General features: G+C 61.8%; 13 protein-coding genes. 8 read left to right on the forward strand and 5 right to left on the reverse strand.

Annotation, left to right across the window (positions count from 1 at the left end; translation table 11 throughout):
• Window positions 1–35: 35 nt before the first annotated feature.
• The 3 genes from ABEH28_RS15755 to ABEH28_RS15765 all read right to left on the reverse strand — a co-directional run bounded on the left by ABEH28_RS15755 (window position 36) and on the right by ABEH28_RS15765 (window position 3,128).
• On the reverse strand, window positions 36–956 hold the full coding sequence (locus tag ABEH28_RS15755; RefSeq protein ID WP_346630477.1) for a DNA-3-methyladenine glycosylase: 921 nt from the start codon (window positions 954–956) through the stop codon (window positions 36–38).
• A 165-nt stretch (window positions 957–1,121) separates the two neighbouring features.
• The gene (locus ABEH28_RS15760; RefSeq protein WP_346630478.1) at window positions 1,122–1,802 is read right to left on the reverse strand and encodes a hypothetical protein; all 681 of its coding nucleotides are present in this window, start codon (window positions 1,800–1,802) and stop codon (window positions 1,122–1,124) included.
• Between the two features lie 180 nt (window positions 1,803–1,982).
• Window positions 1,983–3,128: an MFS transporter gene (locus ABEH28_RS15765; protein WP_346630479.1), complete on the reverse strand. Its 1,146-nt coding sequence runs from the start codon at window positions 3,126–3,128 to the stop codon at window positions 1,983–1,985.
• A gap of 320 nt (window positions 3,129–3,448) precedes the next feature.
• Between ABEH28_RS15765 and ABEH28_RS15770 the strand changes: the two genes are divergently transcribed.
• From ABEH28_RS15770 to ABEH28_RS15800, 7 genes are all read left to right on the forward strand, one after another.
• On the forward strand, window positions 3,449–4,435 hold the full coding sequence (locus ABEH28_RS15770; protein ID WP_346630480.1) for an aliphatic sulfonate ABC transporter substrate-binding protein: 987 nt from the start codon (window positions 3,449–3,451) through the stop codon (window positions 4,433–4,435).
• A gap of 83 nt (window positions 4,436–4,518) precedes the next feature.
• Complete coding sequence (locus ABEH28_RS15775) at window positions 4,519–5,310, forward strand: ABC transporter permease (protein ID WP_346630510.1); 792 nt, start codon at window positions 4,519–4,521, stop codon at window positions 5,308–5,310.
• A 1,055-nt stretch (window positions 5,311–6,365) separates the two neighbouring features.
• Window positions 6,366–7,349: a LacI family DNA-binding transcriptional regulator gene (locus ABEH28_RS15780; protein WP_282373245.1), complete on the forward strand. Its 984-nt coding sequence runs from the start codon at window positions 6,366–6,368 to the stop codon at window positions 7,347–7,349.
• Window positions 7,350–7,454: 105 nt separating this feature from the next.
• The gene (locus ABEH28_RS15785; RefSeq protein WP_346630481.1) at window positions 7,455–8,276 is read left to right on the forward strand and encodes an AP endonuclease; all 822 of its coding nucleotides are present in this window, start codon (window positions 7,455–7,457) and stop codon (window positions 8,274–8,276) included.
• Complete coding sequence (locus ABEH28_RS15790; RefSeq protein WP_346630482.1) at window positions 8,269–9,234, forward strand: sugar kinase; 966 nt, start codon at window positions 8,269–8,271, stop codon at window positions 9,232–9,234. Before ABEH28_RS15785 ends, ABEH28_RS15790 begins: the two co-directional genes overlap by 8 nt.
• Window positions 9,235–9,305: 71 nt before the next feature.
• On the forward strand, window positions 9,306–10,622 hold the full coding sequence (locus ABEH28_RS15795; RefSeq protein ID WP_192173651.1) for an MFS transporter: 1,317 nt from the start codon (window positions 9,306–9,308) through the stop codon (window positions 10,620–10,622).
• A 15-nt stretch (window positions 10,623–10,637) separates the two neighbouring features.
• The gene (locus ABEH28_RS15800) at window positions 10,638–11,618 is read left to right on the forward strand and encodes a D-glycerate dehydrogenase (protein ID WP_346630483.1); all 981 of its coding nucleotides are present in this window, start codon (window positions 10,638–10,640) and stop codon (window positions 11,616–11,618) included.
• A 373-nt stretch (window positions 11,619–11,991) separates the two neighbouring features.
• On the opposite strand, the gene ABEH28_RS15805 is transcribed toward ABEH28_RS15800, so the two are convergent.
• Window positions 11,992–13,617: a methyl-accepting chemotaxis protein gene (locus ABEH28_RS15805; RefSeq protein ID WP_346630484.1), complete on the reverse strand. Its 1,626-nt coding sequence runs from the start codon at window positions 13,615–13,617 to the stop codon at window positions 11,992–11,994.
• A gap of 391 nt (window positions 13,618–14,008) precedes the next feature.
• On the opposite strand from ABEH28_RS15805, the gene ABEH28_RS15810 reads away from it, so the two are divergent.
• A complete protein-coding gene (locus ABEH28_RS15810; RefSeq protein ID WP_122534818.1) occupies window positions 14,009–14,290 on the forward strand; it encodes a DUF1652 domain-containing protein in 282 nt (93 codons plus the stop codon).
• On the opposite strand, the gene ABEH28_RS15815 is transcribed toward ABEH28_RS15810, so the two are convergent.
• Window positions 14,277–16,835 (reverse strand): UvrD-helicase domain-containing protein, encoded by a 2,559-nt coding sequence (locus tag ABEH28_RS15815; protein WP_346630485.1) that lies wholly within the window; start codon window positions 16,833–16,835, stop codon window positions 14,277–14,279. The two genes, ABEH28_RS15810 and ABEH28_RS15815, sit on opposite strands and share 14 nt — an antisense overlap.
• Window positions 16,836–17,006 lie beyond the last annotated feature (171 nt).

Genomic DNA, 17,006 nt, shown 5'->3' on the forward strand with positions numbered 1-17,006 from the left:
CCGAACCACCCGGTTCTTGCGCTCGAACTCGCCGGTCAGCCGCCCTTCTGCTTGCCCGCCGCATCCGCCGCGGAATTCCAGATGTGCATCGCCGCATACGCGCGCCAGGGTTTCCAGGCGTCGGCCCGCGCCTTGTGCTGTGGCAGGCGCAGCAGGGCCGGCTCCTGCAGGGTCATGAGATTCATCAGCACCAGATCCGCGGCGGGCCAGGCGTCCGGGTCACGCCAGGCGCGCATGGCGATGTATTCCACGGTCCAGGGGCCGATGCCGGGCATGGCCAGCAACTGTCGCCGCACATCGCCAATGTCCCCATGGCGCACGTCAAGGGACAGCTCGCCACTGGCCACCGCTGCGGCGAGACGCTGCAGGGTATCGACGCGCTTGCCGGGCATGCCGATCTTGTCCAGGTTGGCCTGCGCCAGGGCATCCGGCGTCGGGAATCGCCACCCCAGCTGTTCATGCAGACCCTCGCTGACCTGAGCCCCGGCGCGCTGCACCAGACGACCGACGATCGTGGTTGCACCCTTGACGCTGACCTGCTGCCCGACGACCGTGCGCACCGCCAGCTCGAACCCGGAAAACGACCCCGGTACGCGCAGCCCCGGACGACGCTGCACCAGCGATGCCAGCCACGGGTCTTGGGACAGGGCCTGGTCGATGATGTGAGGTTCGGCGTACAGATCGAACATGTGAGACACGGGCACGATCAGCTCATCAATGTGCTGGCTCACCTCGCCGTGGGCGGTCGCCAGCAAATGTTGCCCGTCCGGCGACAGTGCGACCGACAAGGCACCTTGGCTGCCCTTGAAATCGATGTTGCGCAGGTACACCCCATCGACCACCGCCTCCACGCCCGCCGTCATCCGCGCCGCGAAGAAATCGAGCATGCGCTGCCAGTCGAACGGTGGGTGAAAGGGTATCAGGCGCGAGGCGTGGGGCTGGAGAGGTTGAAGCATGGGGGAACTGCCGGCAGTCAGGGTCGGCTGACGCTAGCGTAATCGATGGAGGGGCACAAACTTTTCGGGCGGGAACGCATAGTGAGGGTGATCACACTGGCCTCTTCCCGGCTAAAGCCGGTCCTACAGGGGATCGTGTTCTACGACGGATCCCGTGCATCTCTGTCAGCTCGGGCAGCCCACAGAACCGCCGTCAAGGTTCTGCTTGTAGTTTTCATACTGCAACGTGGCTTTGCCGTCGTTCCATTTGAGGGTCAGCACGAGCACGGAATCGAAGTCCTCGGCGACCCAGTCATTGACCAGTTTGACCTTCTCGCCAGACGCTTCCTCGGCGACCTTGTTGATCAGCTCCGGCAGGTAGCCGTGGGACCAGGCAGTGTAGATGGTGGCGTCGTGGTATTTGTCGCGCATCAGCTCATCGGCCAGATCACCGGTGTCGTTGGCGGCGAAATCGATATTGACCGGCAGGCCCAGCTTGATGGCACTTGGGCCAACGGTCATCAGTGGGCGAAGGTAGCTGTAGGAATGATCGTGCTCGCCCTCTTCCACATGACGGCTCGGGTTGGCCGCGAAGATGAAGTCGGCTTTGCCGAAGGTATTCGGCAGCACCGTGGACAGGTCGATGGCCCGATTGAGGCCCTGGCAGTTCAGCTGACCCAGTCCGGTTTCGGGCTTCTCGGCGTGGCGTAGAAACACCAGGGTCTGGGTGCCGTTCTTGGCCTCGGCATGAACACCCTTACCGGCGGCGAACCAGAAAATGGCGGAAGCGATGAGGAGGGTCGGAAACAGAAAATAGGTCATGCGCTGCATCGCGCGGGACCACAGAGGAGGTGTTGAAAGGCTCATATCGGCATGGAGTTCTGATGGCTCGTGATGGGCGTGACGCCCGATGCAACGTCCTTGTCAGCGTGCAGCTCGGTGCAGTATGGCGAGCAAATATTTCCGTATTACGAATGCCCATCAGATCAGAAAACGCTCAAGAGGTTGCACGCAAGCACCTGATTTGCCGAATTAATCGCCGAACGGTCAGAGGGTGTTGTTTTGGGGTACCGGTTTGTACCGGCTGCAGACCACCGCGCTGAGCAGCACGGCGACGCCCGCTGTGGTGTAAATCCATGCGGGGGACGCCCATGGCAGCAGCACCCCGGCGAGCAGCGGCCCGACGCCTGCACCGACATCGCGCCACACCGCATTGCCCGCCAGCGCCTGAACCCTGCCCGGCCCCGGATTGCGTTCGGCGACCAGGGTAGTCACCAATGGCAATTGCAACGCCCGCAGGATCAGAATCGCGCCGGCGCCGACGATCAGCCAGTGAAAGCCGAACGCCGTCAACGCCAGTGCGGTCGCGGCGGAAAGCACCACCAGCATGCGCACAGCGCCGAAGTTGTCAGCCGCGCGCCCGCCCAACGGGCTGAGAAGCATCTCCGAGGCGTAGCGCAGGGCCAGCAACACACCGGCGATAAAGACCGCATTGCCGCCGAGCACTGTCTGCGCCTGAAGCGACAACCCGAAGATGAACAGCCCGTCCAGCGCCACGCCTTCGACGAACGACCACAGCGCCACACTGTCCGGCCGCTTGAAACGGCGCCCGGTTGCATTGGACAGAGAATGCGGCGCAGCGGGCAGTCCCCGCGCAAACCACACCGCTCCGAGGGAACACAGCGCGAGGATGAAAAAGATAAGCCGCGGACCGTAATGCAGGCTGATCAGCGCGCCGATGGGCAGTGCCAGCATAGGGCCGATGGCGATAATCGCGCGGGATCGACCCGCCCGACGTGCCGCTCCACCTAACTCCGAGGTCGCCAATGCCTGGGTCGACAGGTTCAGCGCCGCGTAACTCAGGCCCCAGCCCAGTCGCAGGATCAGCAACCACCAGAACCCGCTGATGAAGCTGTTGCCAAACGCGCAGACCGCCGATACCAGGGCCGCCAGCGTCAAGGCCGCGCGATCGCCCCGCGCGGCGTAGAAACGTACGACATAGCTGTAGCCGAAAATCCGGACCAGCCGGTTGGCCGCCAGCAGGATCCCTGCTTGGGCGAGGCTGATGCCGAAGGCCCCGGCGTTCATCGGCAGCAACAGATACAGAAGCACGTCGCTGGGCAGGCACAAGCTGAGAATGATCGCAGAACGGCGCGATGCGGAATCGGCGGAACGGGCAGTGACGGCGGACATGCTCGGAGAGGCCCTGTTGCAACGGTGGAGCGCCAGCATGCGGTTCTGCGCGTCGGCTGACAACCCGCAGCGCAGCGCAGCGTGCTGAGTCTTCGGACGGCGGAGATTGCCGCTGTTTGCCCAGCAACAGTCGATCAGCAGACTGTTGCATCGGTAGCACTTTCCCACTTGCCCGGCCCCGCAATCAGGGGACCTGGGCGGCGCCTCGCCAATGGCACAAAGCCTGCAATATTCCAATCAAGCAGATCGATTCGCTCCGACTGCTGATTTCGTCATAAGCAGCCGTGCGCAGCTTCCGCCCCTTGACTGGACACTCACCCATGACCGCACTTTCCCGTCTGCCGACTTCCTTCAAACTACTCGCCGGCGCGCTTGCACTGACGTTACAGCCGCTGGTCCAGGCTGCCGAGGCGCCACCGGCCGAGGTGCACCTGGATTACGCCTACTACTCGCCGGTCAGTCTGGTGCTCAAGCACTTTGGCTGGCTGGAAAAAGCCCTGCCAAACAGCAAAGTCAGCTGGGTGTTCAGCCAGGGCAGCAACCGCTCGCTGGAATACCTCAACAGCGGCGGCGTCGACTTCGCCTCCTCCGCCAGTCTCTCGGCGGTGCTGGCGCGGGCCAACGGCAGCCCGATCAAATCGGTTTATGTCTACAGCCGCGCCGAGTGGACCGCGCTGGTGGTGCGCAAGGATTCGACCCTGCAGAGCGTTGCCGATCTGAAGGGCAAGAAAATCGCCGCTACCAAAGGCACCGACCCTTACCTGTTTACCCTGCGCGCCTTGCAGCAGGCGAAGCTGACCAAGGACGACGTCGAACTCTTGCATCTGCAACACCCGGACGGCCGTATTGCGCTGGAGAAAGGCGACGTCGACGCCTGGGCCGGGCTCGATCCGCACATGGCCGCGAGCGAAATACAGGCCGGCTCGCGCTTGTTGTATCGCAACAAGGACTTCAACAGCTTCGGCGTGGTCAGCGTGACCGAGCGTTATGCGAAGGAACACCCTGAAGCGATCAAAACCGTCCTTGGCGCGTACGAAAAAGCCCGGGAATGGTCGCTGAAAAATCCGGACGAGCTGGCCCAATTGCTCGCCACCGAGTCAGGCCTGCCGCTGGATGTCGCCAAATTGCAGTTGACCCGCACTGACCTCGGCAGCCCGCTGCTGACCGACAAAGACGTGACCGCGTCGAAGGCCGCCGCGCCGATTCTGGTTTCCGAAGCGCTGGTGCGCAAAGGGACGAACGTTGACCAGGTCATCGACCAGTTGATCGACCCGAGCTTCGGCAACGCGGTCGTCGCCAAGCCATGAGCAACGCGCGGGGCAGCGAAGTCAGTGGCGGCGGTATCGGAAGCAGCGTCAGCCCCAGAGCTCAGGTGTTGAAGGACGAGGCGTTGGACGCGCAACCGGTTGTGCGGCGTACACGTGGAAATGGGCGAACCCGCCTGAAGGGGCTTGCCGTGCCGGTGGCCCTTTTGCTGTTGCTGGAAATTGCCGTCCGCGTGGGCTGGGTGCAGTCCTACCAGATGCCGGCGCCCAGCGAGATCGCTACGACGCTGACCGATCTGGCCGACGGCGCGCTGTGGAAACACATCGGCGCCAGTTTGACGCGGGTGCTGTCGGGGTTCGTGATCGGTGCGGGTCTGGCGCTGGTGTTCGCGGCGTGGGTCGGGCTCAGTCGCGAGGCGGAAGCGTATCTGGAGCCGACGTTCGCGGGGCTGCGCTCGATTCCGAGCTTGGCCTGGGTGCCGCTGTTGCTGTTGTGGCTGGGGATCGGTGAGACCTCCAAGATTGTGCTGATTGCCATCGGCGCGTTTTTTCCGGTGTACCTCAACGGCGTGGCGGCGATTCGCAACATCGATCGCAAGATGGTGGAGGTCGGGCAGATATTTCGCTTCAGTCAGCGGCAGATGATTGTGCATGTGTTTTTGCCCGCCGCCCTGCCCGGTCTGTTCACCGGGTTGCGCTCGGGGTTGAGTCTGGCGTGGATGTTTCTAGTGGCAGCGGAGTTGATCGCTGCGACGAAGGGGCTGGGTTATTTGCTCAGTGACGGGCGCGAGACGTCGAGGCCCGACATTGTGCTGGCGGCGATCATTGTGCTGGCGGTGTTGGGCAAGTTGACCGATGGGGTGTTGGCGATGCTGGAAAGGCGGTTTTTGGCCTGGCGGGATACTTTTAAGGGCTAAGATCAAGATCAAGGGCGTCGGCCTAACGGCCTCGAGTTTCGCCTTCGGCGAGTTACTTTTAAAAAGCACTAAAAGTAACCAAAAGTGCCTGCTCTCGGTTGGGCCCTTCCTTCGTCAGGGTACCTTCACTCCGGTCTCGCTCCGTGGGCACGCTGCCATCCGCCATCCATGGCGGGGGGCAGCTCTCGCCGCATCCATGCGGCTCGGCCCACTCCACGAGACCTGCGTTCAGCCTGCACCAAAGTCGCGTTTCGCGGTGACCGGACTTTTTGTGTACGAAGATCAAAAGCAGATCAAAAGCAGATCAAAAGCAGATCAAAAGCAGATCAAAAGCAGATCAAAAGCAGATCAAAAGCAGATCAAGGGCATATCAGTCGCCGGCGACTTGTGGGAGTGAGCTTGCTCACGAAGGGGTCGGTACATCCAACAGATATCTGGTGTTTGAGATAAAGCATTCGCGAGCAAGCTCGCTCCCACAGGGAGGGCGTGCTATCAGCAAAAATGTCGGCGCCTGAGCTGGCCTCTTCCCGGCTAAAGCCGGTCCTACAGGGCGTACGCGGTGCTTTTGTAGGACCGGCTTCAGCCGGGAATCCGTTGCTCTGCTTTTGATCTGCTTTTGATCTGCTTTTGATCTGCTTTTGATCTTCATGCACAAAAAGCCCAGTCACCGCCAAACGCGACTTGGGTGCAGGCTGAACGCAGGTCTCGCGGAGTGGGCCGAGCGGCATGGATGCCGCGAGAGCCGCCCCCCGCCATGGATGGCGGATGGCGGCGGGCCCACGGAGCGAGACCGGAGTGAAGGAACCCTGACGAAGGAAGGGCCCAACCAGGAGCACAAGCCCTTGGTTACTTGGGGCTTTATCAAGTAACTCGCCGAAGGCGAAATATCTGCCGTTAGGCAGATGCTCTTAAAGCCATATTGACGCCACCCCACAATCTGGTGTCTCCTGAAACCGGTTTCAGAGCACAACCGCTCTCCCCATAAGCCTGCTGATAAATCCAATAAGGTCCAGGCCGTGAACAGCATCTCCACCCCGACGCGCACCCGCGTCACCATGAACGACGTCGCCGACCTCGCCGGCGTCTCCAAGGCCAGCGTCTCGCGCTTCATCGGCGATGACCGCCAACTGCTGTCTGATGCCATCGCCAAACGCATCGAACAGGCCATCGACACCCTCGGCTATCGCCCCAACCAAATGGCCCGCGGCCTCAAACGCGGCCGCACCCGCCTGATCGGCATGCTCGTCGCCGACATCCGCAACCCCTACTCCATCGCCGTCATGCACGGCGTCGAAACGGCCTGCCGCAAACACGGCTACAGCCTCGTCGTCTGCAACACCGACCGCGACGATGAACAGGAACGCCTGCACCTCGCCGCCCTGCGCTCCTACAACATCGAAGGCCTGATCGTGAACACCCTCGGCCATCACCTCGACGAACTGCGCGAACTGCACCGCGAACTGCCGATGGTGCTGGTGGACCGCAAGGTCGATGAACTGCACAGCGACCTCGTCGGCCTCGACAACGTCACAGCAGTGACGCAGGCGCTGGATCATCTGCATGACGCCGGCTATCGCGATGTACTCATGGTCACCGAACCCCAGGACGGCACCAGTTCGCGGATCGAGCGGATGGACGCCTTCAAGAAACAGATCGCCGAGCGAACCGACATGCATGGGCAGGTCTGCGAAACCGGCGAATCATTACGCGATCGGTTGCGCCACTTCCTCGCGCAAGAAGGGCCCGGCCCCAAAGCGCTGTTCACCGCCAACGGCGTCGCAACCCTGATCACCACCCGCCAATTGCATGAGCTGGGCTGTCACTTGTTTAACGACATCGGCTTGATCGCCCTCGACGAGCTGGACTGGTACCCGCTGGTCGGCAGCGGCATCACGTCGCTGGCCCAACCTACCCATGAGATGGGCATCACCGCCTTCGAATGCCTGCTCAATCGCCTGCGTGGGGATCAGGAGCCGGTGCGGCTGTACGACTTTCCCGCGCAGTTGATCGCGCGGGGCTCGACCCGACGACAGACCTGACATCCCCACACAGATACCGCAGGTCAGACCCTGCACGCCGACGCGAACTTTTACCCGGTTCGCTCGTTCGAACAAAAATGTAACCGGTTTCAGAGGACAATAATAATGACCCTACCATCCGTTGCCATCAGCCTCGGCGCCTTCGGTGCTGACCTCGTTCGTGCCCGTGGCCAGGCCAGTTTCATCCCGCTGCTGGTGGACGCCGGCGTCAAGCGCATCGAACTGCGCGAAGAGCTGTTCAGCCCCAGCCTCGCTGATCAAGACTTCCCTGCCCTTGCCCGCGCCATTCAGGCTCAAGGCCTGGAGTGCCTGCACTCGGCGCCCCTTGAGTTGTGGCTTGAAGGCGACACGCAACCGAACCCCGAATTGAAACCGACCCTGGAGCGCGCCACCGCATGCGGTGCGTTCTGGCTCAAAGTGTCGCTGGGGCATTTTGGCAAGCACTGCGACGTCGCCGCGCTGGCCGATCGCCTGGCGCCCTACGACGTTCACTTGCTGGTGGAAAACGATCAGACCGAACAGGGCGGCCGCATTGAGCCCTTCGTGGAGTTCTTCGCGCAGATCACCGCGCTGCAAATGCCCATCGGCATGACCTTCGACATCGGCAACTGGCGTTGGCAGGAGCAGTCGGCCCGCGACGCTGCCCAGCAGTTGGGCCGATACGTCGAATATCTGCACTGCAAGGCAATCTCCCGGAGCGCGTCAGGCAAGCTCATCGCCGTGCCGCCTGCTTCAATCGACCTGCAACAGTGGGAATTGCTCATCCAGCACATGCCGGTGAACCTGCCCCGCGCCATCGAGTACCCGCTGCAAGGCGACGACTTGCTGGAGGTGACCCGCGAACAGGTTGCCCTGCTCGCCCGCCTTGGCCAGTCGCGACCCACTCACTCCAACGCAACGGAAACGGAGGCGCTGAGCCATGTCTGAGATCGATATTCTCTCGTTCGGCGAAACCATGACCATGCTGGTGGCCGAGCAAACCGGTGACCTGGCCCAGGTTCGCCATTTCGAGAAACGCATCGCCGGTGCCGACAGCAATGTGGCGATCGGCCTCTCGCGGCTGGGCTTCAAAGTGGCGTGGCTGAGCCGGGTCGGCAACGACTCCATGGGCCGCTTCGTCACCGACAGCCTGCAACAGGAAGGCGTGGACTGCGCTCACGTCACCGTGGACGCCGCGCACCCCACCGGTTTTCAATTCAAATCCCTGGAGCTGGAAGGAGCCGACCCGGTGGTCGAGTACTTCCGTCGCGGCTCGGCGGCCAGTCATCTGTCGGTCAACGACATCGTTCCCGACCTGCTGAAGGCGCGGCACCTGCACGCCACTGGCATTCCGGCGGCGCTGTCCGACACCTGCCGGGAGCTTTCCCACGTGCTGATGACGCAAATGCGCGAGGCCGGCCGCAGCGTGTCGTTCGACCCCAATCTGCGGCCTTCGCTGTGGTCGAGCCAGGCGACGATGATCCGCGAAGTCAATCACCTTGCCAGTCACGCCCACTGGGTCATGCCGGGGCTGGCCGAGGGTGAATTGCTCACCGGTTTCGACACCCCGGCGGACATCGCCCGCTTCTACCTGGACATGGGCGTGGAGGCGGTGATCATCAAACTCGGCGCCAAAGGCGCGTATTACCGCACCCAGCTGAATGAGGCGTTCTTGCCCGGCGTGCCGGTGGCCAACGTGGTCGACACCGTGGGCGCAGGCGACGGTTTTGCGGTCGGTGTGATCAGCGCGCTGTTGGAAAACCTCGGGTTCGAGCAAGCCACTGCCCGGGGAAACTGGGTCGGCAGCCAGGCCGTGCAAAGCCGTGGCGACATGGAAGGCCTGCCCACCCGCGCCGCACTCGATGCCGCCAACGTCTCGGAAGGCGCCCGACGACAGAGCGCCTGAACCCTTGCTTTCACACACACCGAACCTCCATCACCTGCTGCGACAAAAACAACATGCTCAGGGAGCCTGAAATGGAAAAGCTGCTCGAATCCGTGAAACACGCCGGCCTCAAACGTCGCTGGCTATTGATCATGCCCATCGTCTTCATCACCTACAGCCTGGCGTACCTGGACCGCGCCAACTACGGCTTCGCCGCTGCCTCGGGGATGGCCGAAGACCTGCACATCACCCCGGGCATGTCGTCCTTGCTCGGTGCGTTGTTCTTCCTCGGTTACTTCTTCTTCCAGGTGCCCGGCGCCATCTATGCGCAGAAGAAAAGCGTCAAGAAACTCATCTTCGTCAGCCTGATTCTGTGGGGCGGCCTGGCCACCCTGACCGGCATCGTCTCCAACGCCTACATGCTGATCGGCATCCGCTTCATGCTCGGGGTGGTCGAAGCAGCGGTGATGCCGGCCATGCTGGTGTACCTGTGCTATTGGTTCACCAAGGCTGAACGTTCCCGCGCCAACACCGTGCTGATCCTCGGCAACCCGGTGACGATGCTGTGGATGTCGGTGGTGTCCGGTTATCTGGTAGCACACTTCAGCTGGCGCTGGATGTTCATCGTCGAAGGTTTGCCGGCAGTGATCTGGGCGTTTATCTGGTGGCGTCTGGTGGACGAGCGTCCGGCCCAGGCCAAGTGGCTGACCGCTGAAGAAAAGACCGAACTGCAAGCGCGCCTCGACGCCGAACAGGTCGGCATCAAACCGGTGAAGAACTACGCCGAAGCTTTCCGTTCCCCGCGCGTGCTGTTGCTGGCCGCGCAGTACTTCTGCTGGAGCATCGGCGTGTACGGCTTCGTGCTGTGGCTGCCGACCATCATCAAGAAAGGCATGCAGATGGACATGGTCGAAGCCGGCTGGCTCTCGGCCCTGCCGTATCTGGCTGCGGTGATCGGCATGGTGCTGGTGTCGTGGGCGTCGGATAAAACCCAGAAGCGCAAAGCCTTCGTCTGGCCGCCACTGCTGCTGGCCGCCGTCGCGTTTTACGGCTCATACGCGCTGGGTACCGAGCACTTCTGGTGGTCGTATTCGCTCCTGGTCATTGCCGGCGCCTGCATGTACGCGCCTTACGGTCCGTTCTTCGCCATCGTCCCGGAAATCCTCCCGGCCAACGTCGCAGGCGGCGCCATGGCACTGATCAACAGCCTCGGTGCGCTGGGATCGTTCGCCGGTTCCTACCTCGTTGGCTACCTCAACGGCGTCACCGGCACCTTGAGCGCGTCGTACCTGTTCATGAGCGGCGCGCTGCTGGTCTCGGTGGTGCTGACGCTGCTGCTCAAGCCGGACAGCAAGGCCCGGCCGCTGAGCGATAAGCCTGGCGTTGGTCCTGCGCCAGCCCACTCCTGATCGGGAATCCTTTCGATGACTCATCATGTTGTGCTGTACAAAAAACTCTCGGCGCCATTGATGGAGCGCCTGCAAGCCCAGGCCGAGGTCACGCTTATTGAAGACCCGAAATCCAGCGACGGCCTGGCACGCCTTCGCGACGCCCTGCCCCACGCCGATGCCTTGCTCGGCGCGAGCGTGAAACTTGACGCCAAACTGCTGGACCTGGCGCCAAAGCTGAAAGCGGTGTCCAGCGTCTCGGTGGGGGTCGATAACTACGACATCGAGTACCTGACGCGGCGCGGCATTCTGCTGACCAACACCCCGGACGTGCTCACCGAAACCACCGCCGACACCGGTTTCGCGCTGATCATGGCCACGGCACGCCGGGTGGTGGAACTGGCGAACATGGTCCGCGACGGCCAGTGGAAGCAGAACATCGGGCCGCAGCACTTTGGTTCCGACGTGCATGGCAAGACGCTGGGCATCATCGGCATGGGCCGGATTGGCGAAGCGGTGGCGCAACGGGGGCATTTCGGGTTCGGGATGCCGGTGATTTATCACAGTCACTCACCCAAGCCGGCGGTGGAAGCGCGCTTTGATGCCCGCTATCGCAGCCTGGAAGACCTGCTGCGCGAAGCGGATTTTGTGTGCCTGACCGTGCCGCTGACCGCCGAAACCGAGGGGCTGATCGGTGCCGAGCAGTTTGCGCAGATGCGGCCGGAGACGATCTTCATCAACATCGCCCGCGGCAAGGTGGTGGACGAGCAGGCGCTGATTGCCGCGCTGCAGAACGGCCAGATTCGCGCGGCCGGTCTGGATGTCTTTGAGCAGGAGCCCGTGAATCCGGACTCGCCGCTGTTGCAGATGGACAACGTGGTGGCGACCCCGCACATGGGCTCGGCGACCCACGAGACCCGAGAGGCCATGGCTCGCTGTGCCGTGGACAATCTGCTGGCGGCCCTGGCGGGCGAGCGACCGAAGGATCTGGTCAACCCCGCTGCGTGGAATGGCTGATAGATACTCTGTGGGATATGGGAATGCTTGCGATATCACCCAGTTCGCAGGACCTCTGGGGGTGACCGGGGTGAACTCAGGATCTTGGGCACGCCGCAGGACGTGTAGGAGTGAGCTTGCTCACGAAGACTGAGGTTCGTCCGCTGGAGATCTAGCGGCTTTGCCACTCTATTCGCGAGCAAGCTCGCTCCCACAGAATTGAGGTGAACTCAAGATTTCGGGCACGCCTCAGGACTTGTGGGAGTGAGCTTGCTCACGAAGACTGTGGCACAGCCGCCAGGGATTCAGCGGCAGTGCCCCCCCTTCGCGAGCAAGCTCGGCTCCCACAGGATCGGGTTAGCCCCTCAAACTTGCGCACCCCGGACTTAACTCGTCAAATCACAAACTTTGCCACCATCGCTTTCAGATCAACCGCCAGTCGTGACAGCTCATGGCTGGCCGCGCTGGTCTGGTTCGCGCCCGCCGCCGTCTGCGCGGCGAGGTCGCGGATGTTGACCAGATTGCGGTCCACCTCCCTCGACACCTGCGCCTGCTCCTCCGATGCACTGGCAATGACCAGGTTGCGCTCGTTGATTTGCGAAATGGCTTCAGTGATCAACTCCAGTGCATCACCCGCCGAACTGGCCAGGCTCAGCGTGGTGCGGGTGCTGTCGGTGTTGCGTGACATCGATTGCACGGCGTCGCCGGTCCGGGTCTGGATGCCGGCGACCATCTGTTCAATCTCCGTCGTCGACTGCGCGGTGCGGTGGGCCAGCGCGCGAACCTCGTCGGCGACCACGGCAAACCCGCGACCGGCTTCCCCCGCACGCGCAGCCTCGATGGCGGCGTTAAGCGCCAATAGATTGGTCTGCTCGGCGATCGAACGAATCACGTCGAGCACCTTGCCAATATCACGGCCCTGGGCCGCCAGGCCTTCGACCAATCCGGAAGTGGCCTGGATCTGCTGGGTCATGTCCTGAATCGACTTCACCGTCTCGACCACCCGATCACGCCCCTGACGTGCGGCCTGATTGGACTGCTGTGACGCTTCGGAGGTCGACACCGCGTTGCGCGCGACCTCCTCAACGGCGGCAGTCATCTCGTTAACTGCCGTTGCCGCCTGCTCGATCTCGTTGTTCTGCTGCTGCAAACCGCGCGAGGACTCTTCTGTCACCGCGCTCAGTTCCTCGGCCGCCGACGCCAGCTGCGTGGACGAGCCGGAAATCAGCTCGATGGTCTGGCGCAGATTGCGCTGCATCGTTGCCAGAGCGCGCAACAACTGAGTCGCTTCGTCCTTGCCGTCGACCTCGATGGGGCGGGTCAGATCGCCCGATGAGATCTCTTCTGCGGCGCGTACTGCTCGGGTCATCGGGTTGACGATACTTCGGGTGAGCAACCACGCCAACATGATGGTGAGCAGGACGGCAACCACTGAAACAGCAATCATGCTCAGGTTGGCGCTTTCATATTCCGCTCTGGAAATCTCTCCCGCTTCAGTGGCGCTCTTCGTGTTCAGGGCGATCAACTGGTTGATCTGCACACCCATGAGGTCAGTGGCTTCTTTCATGCGGGTATTGATCAATGCGCGCATGTCCTCAACCTTATCTTGATGCGACAAGTCCAGCACTTTGGCCTGAATGTCGAGGAACGTTGCCAGCGTCGCTTCAAACTGGTTGTACACGGTCAGCTCATCAGCCTCGGCCGGGAGCGAGGCGTAGGATTTTTTGGCTGTCTGCAACTTACCAATCAGTTCGGCGATCCGCGCATCGGTTTCGCGTAGCGATGCCGGTTCTCGGTTTACCAGCGTGCGAAACGAGGTGATGCGCAAGCGCAGGCTGTTCTCCAGCATCCCACTTAAATGGCCAATACTCGGCAGCTGATTGGACTCCATGTCGATGGCGGTCTGGCGTATCTGCGCCATCCTGTGAACCGAGAAAACGCTCAAGCCAATGACCAGTGCGGCAATGAACGCGAATCCCAGGAATGCGCGAGGCGCAATATTCATGTTTCTTATCGACATGGATGATCTCTCTGGAAGGCTGATGCTGCGTCGATTCTTTTAATTGACGCTCGCCTTGCTATCGGCCGCCCATCAACTTTCATGCGGGCGCCTTGAGCGTTTGGAGATATATATTTCTTCCACCTAACTCGTTAACGATGCTTTCAGATCGCTATAACGATTCAGCGCTGGTTCAAGCATGCATCCGCATATAAGCGATTCATGATAAAGATCAACGAAACATGAAATTCTCAATTGTGTAGGATTTATTTCCCGACACTGTCAGAACTCGGTGCTACCTTTACCTGACTCGTGGTCTGCGGGCCAGGCTTCCTCACGCGACGTGTCGATCGCTGCCGAAGCCTGAACAGACCTGCCGTTTTCCTACCCTGCGGAGCTTGTGAAGTGCTCGATTGAACGAGGTGGGTCCATGAACAAAGTGACATTCCCGAACGCCTGCCAGCTGATGCGCTGGCATTTTCATCCGGTGGGCTTCGAAGCCAACATGGACGCGCCCGGCAGTATGGTGGCCCGTCTTTTTGACCGGGCCAGCGGCGAGACCGTGATTGCCATCGCCGCCATTCCCTGCGCCACCGTGATGAACGCGACGGACGTGGAGCGCATCATCGAGGCCATTGAACTGGAGGTCGAAACCTTCATTCCAAGGCGCTCTCTGTACCTCAATCGGGCCTGACCACCTGGGCGTACTGCCCCTGTTCGACGGATGCGCCGAGTGGAGTGGCGAGTGCCGCAGCCCCTCGGCGATCGTCGAAAAATGCCTTGTCGCCTGCAACCCGTGCCGAGGCCCGCGGCATGTTCCCGTCGTCATTGCCCGCAGCGTCGATGAACCAGTAGCAGTGACGAACGGCGCGCGTGATCGCCACATAAGCCAGGCGCAGTACCTCATCTTTCTGCGCGTTGTCGAACGCTTCCAGATCCCCTTCCCGCCCCAGTCCGGCCAGCTGATAGACCTGATTCTTGTACGGCGACTGCGTCAGATGCTGACAATCTCCCAGCAGAAATACCGCGTCGGCCTGTAGTCCCTTGGCGCTGTGATAGGTCAGTTGCTTCAGACGACGTTCCTGAGGCGGCAGCCTGTAATCGGCATCGGCAAGGTCCTGCAAGGCTTCCGGCAAGCGGCTGCGTTCGCTGCCTTTGCGGTACAAGAGCAGCACCGAGTCACCAGCGTGGTAGTGCTCGGTCAGGCTGGCCAGCAAGCGTTCATCGTCGCGGTCCAGCACGGTCACCGGCAGCAGCTCCTGCACCGGGCCGCTGGCGCGGGCCTTCTTGCCGCTGATCGCCGGCGCCGCACGCACGATGTGTTCGGCGGCGTCGATGATGTGCTGGTGGCTGCGGAAGTTGTCGCTGAGCATGACCTTGGTGGTCGAGGGCGAGGAAAACTCCTTGGGGAACTCCATGAAGAATTTCGGCGAACTGCCGCGCCAGCCGTAGATCGACTGCCAGTCATCGCCGACGCACAGCAGCGATGAACGCTGGGCACCGCGGCCCACATGCAGCGCCGGGCCGCGACTGCGGATCTCCCGCAGACTGGCGCGGATCCACGAGACGATTTGCGGCGAGACGTCCTGAAACTCATCGATCATCAGATGCGACAGCGGACGCAGGCCGGCATCGCTGACCAGCTTGAGGTTTTCCGGCGAGTTTTCACCGAACAGCGAGAACATCCGGTTGTAGGTCATCACCGGCGGTGATTGATCCAGCAGGTGGTTTTCGAACGCTTTCCAGAACAGGCTCAACGCTTCAAAGAAAAACCGGTCGGGGTCTTGATCCGAAAAGCTCATCTGCGCCACGGCGTCCGGCACGTCCAGCCCGAGGTTTTCGATGAAGCTGGCGGCCGCGACAAAACAGTCCAGCAGCGGCGCTGCGCTCAGCTCGCCTTTGACTTTGTAATCGAACCCCGGCCCCGCCACGGCAGCGCCAGACAACGACTGCATCATCCCGCGCGATGCCTGGTAGTTTTCCAGCCAGATGACCGGCTTGCGGCAAAACGCCTGAAACAAGGTGCGCTTGATCACCCATTCAGCCCACACCGGCAACTTGGCGTCCGGGCGGCGCAAGTGTTGGTCTTCGCCGGGATCGAAACCGAGGACGATCCACGCATCCAGCTCGGCCGCATAGCCGTGGACGTGGAAGGTCAGGCCGCTGACTTCGACGGTCTGGCGCATCGGCTCGACGCCCTGAATAGGCCACGCACCGGCGCGAATCCACAGGTCTTCGATGACGTCGCACAGCTCTTCGTCGCGCTTGGAGGACAGGCCCATCACGGTGATGCGCTTCTGCACGTCCGGGTGATCGCGGTCCAGTTCCTTGAGTTGCAGCGACTGCCGGTACAAGGGCGCCATGACCTCGCGAAAACGCGGATTGGCGGCGTACAAATCCCGGTAGCACAGGTTCAGCTGTTGGCGCTGGGCGTCATTGATGCGCAAGTCGAAGGGGTTGCTGTCGGCGCTGTCATCGAACAGCTGGCCGGACTGACTGCTGAGGTTCTCGAACGCCTGCAATTGCTCGAAACCCGGCAGGCTGCGCACCAGCGGCAGGATCCGCGAATGGAAAGTCCGCACCACCTCGCGGGCCTGACGCAGGGTCAGTTCATGGCCCCACAGCGCCATGATCTCGATGAGTTTGTTGATGAAATCCTTGCGCGACTCGCGGGTGAAGGTCACCACGGTCATCGAGTCCAGCTCAAAGCCCAGATAGTGGTTCAGCAACAGCACACGCAGCACCAGCGACGTCGACTTGCCCGCCCCGGCACCGGCAATCACGTAGGTCGAGGGCGTGTCGCTGAAAATCATCTTCCACTGGGCGGTGGTGGGTTGCGCGTGAGCGGGCAGCTTCTCGGCGACGTCCGCTTTGATGCGCTTTTTCAGCTCGTTGGTCAGCGGCAGGCGCCAGTCGTCGAACAAGTGGTCGTCAACCCTGGGACCACGGTGCTCAAGGGGCCGGGTGTCACGAATCACCAGCACCTGACGGCCTTCTTCGATGCCATCCAGATGACCTTCCGCATAACCCTCGTTCATGCCCTCGGCATGACCGTTGAGGTAGCCATCGGCGTGACCCTGGTGCCACGACGGCACGTGCTGCGCCTGCATGCGCGACAAACCGCTGCCCATCATGCGGGCAACGAGCCGCTTGAAGAACGGCAAGCGTTCAGGGGGATTCAGGTCGGGAGGCAGTTGGTTTGGCTCGTTGGGTAGCTCGGCGGAAAAATCGTGCGGCACGCGGGCTCCGGATATCAGCGTTTTCGACAGGGCGCCTATGGTCGCCCCATTCGTGTTTCAGCTCCAGTGAAATGCTTTGCGGTCAGGGAGTTAGCCGATAAAGGGCAGCGTGTTTCTAGGTCCCATGATGGCCTAAGTATCGAATTAACCGATCGCATTCATGCAGAACTT

It is taken from the genome of Pseudomonas sp. Ps21-P2 (assembly GCF_039672565.1).
Classification (GTDB): domain Bacteria; phylum Pseudomonadota; class Gammaproteobacteria; order Pseudomonadales; family Pseudomonadaceae; genus Aquipseudomonas.

Coding starts and splice junctions, on each gene's coding strand:
- ABEH28_RS15780 (WP_282373245.1), top strand. CDS start 6,366: ATGAACGACGTCGCCGACCTCGCCGGCGTCTCCAAGGCCAGCGTCTCG.
- ABEH28_RS15785 (WP_346630481.1), top strand. CDS start 7,455: ATGACCCTACCATCCGTTGCCATCAGCCTCGGCGCCTTCGGTGCTGAC.
- ABEH28_RS15770 (WP_346630480.1), top strand. CDS start 3,449: ATGACCGCACTTTCCCGTCTGCCGACTTCCTTCAAACTACTCGCCGGC.
- ABEH28_RS15800 (WP_346630483.1), top strand. CDS start 10,638: ATGACTCATCATGTTGTGCTGTACAAAAAACTCTCGGCGCCATTGATG.
- ABEH28_RS15765 (WP_346630479.1), bottom strand. CDS start 3,128: ATGTCCGCCGTCACTGCCCGTTCCGCCGATTCCGCATCGCGCCGTTCT.
- ABEH28_RS15805 (WP_346630484.1), bottom strand. CDS start 13,617: ATGTCGATAAGAAACATGAATATTGCGCCTCGCGCATTCCTGGGATTC.
- ABEH28_RS15755 (WP_346630477.1), bottom strand. CDS start 956: ATGCTTCAACCTCTCCAGCCCCACGCCTCGCGCCTGATACCCTTTCAC.
- ABEH28_RS15790 (WP_346630482.1), top strand. CDS start 8,269: ATGTCTGAGATCGATATTCTCTCGTTCGGCGAAACCATGACCATGCTG.
- ABEH28_RS15760 (WP_346630478.1), bottom strand. CDS start 1,802: ATGAGCCTTTCAACACCTCCTCTGTGGTCCCGCGCGATGCAGCGCATG.
- ABEH28_RS15795 (WP_192173651.1), top strand. CDS start 9,306: ATGGAAAAGCTGCTCGAATCCGTGAAACACGCCGGCCTCAAACGTCGC.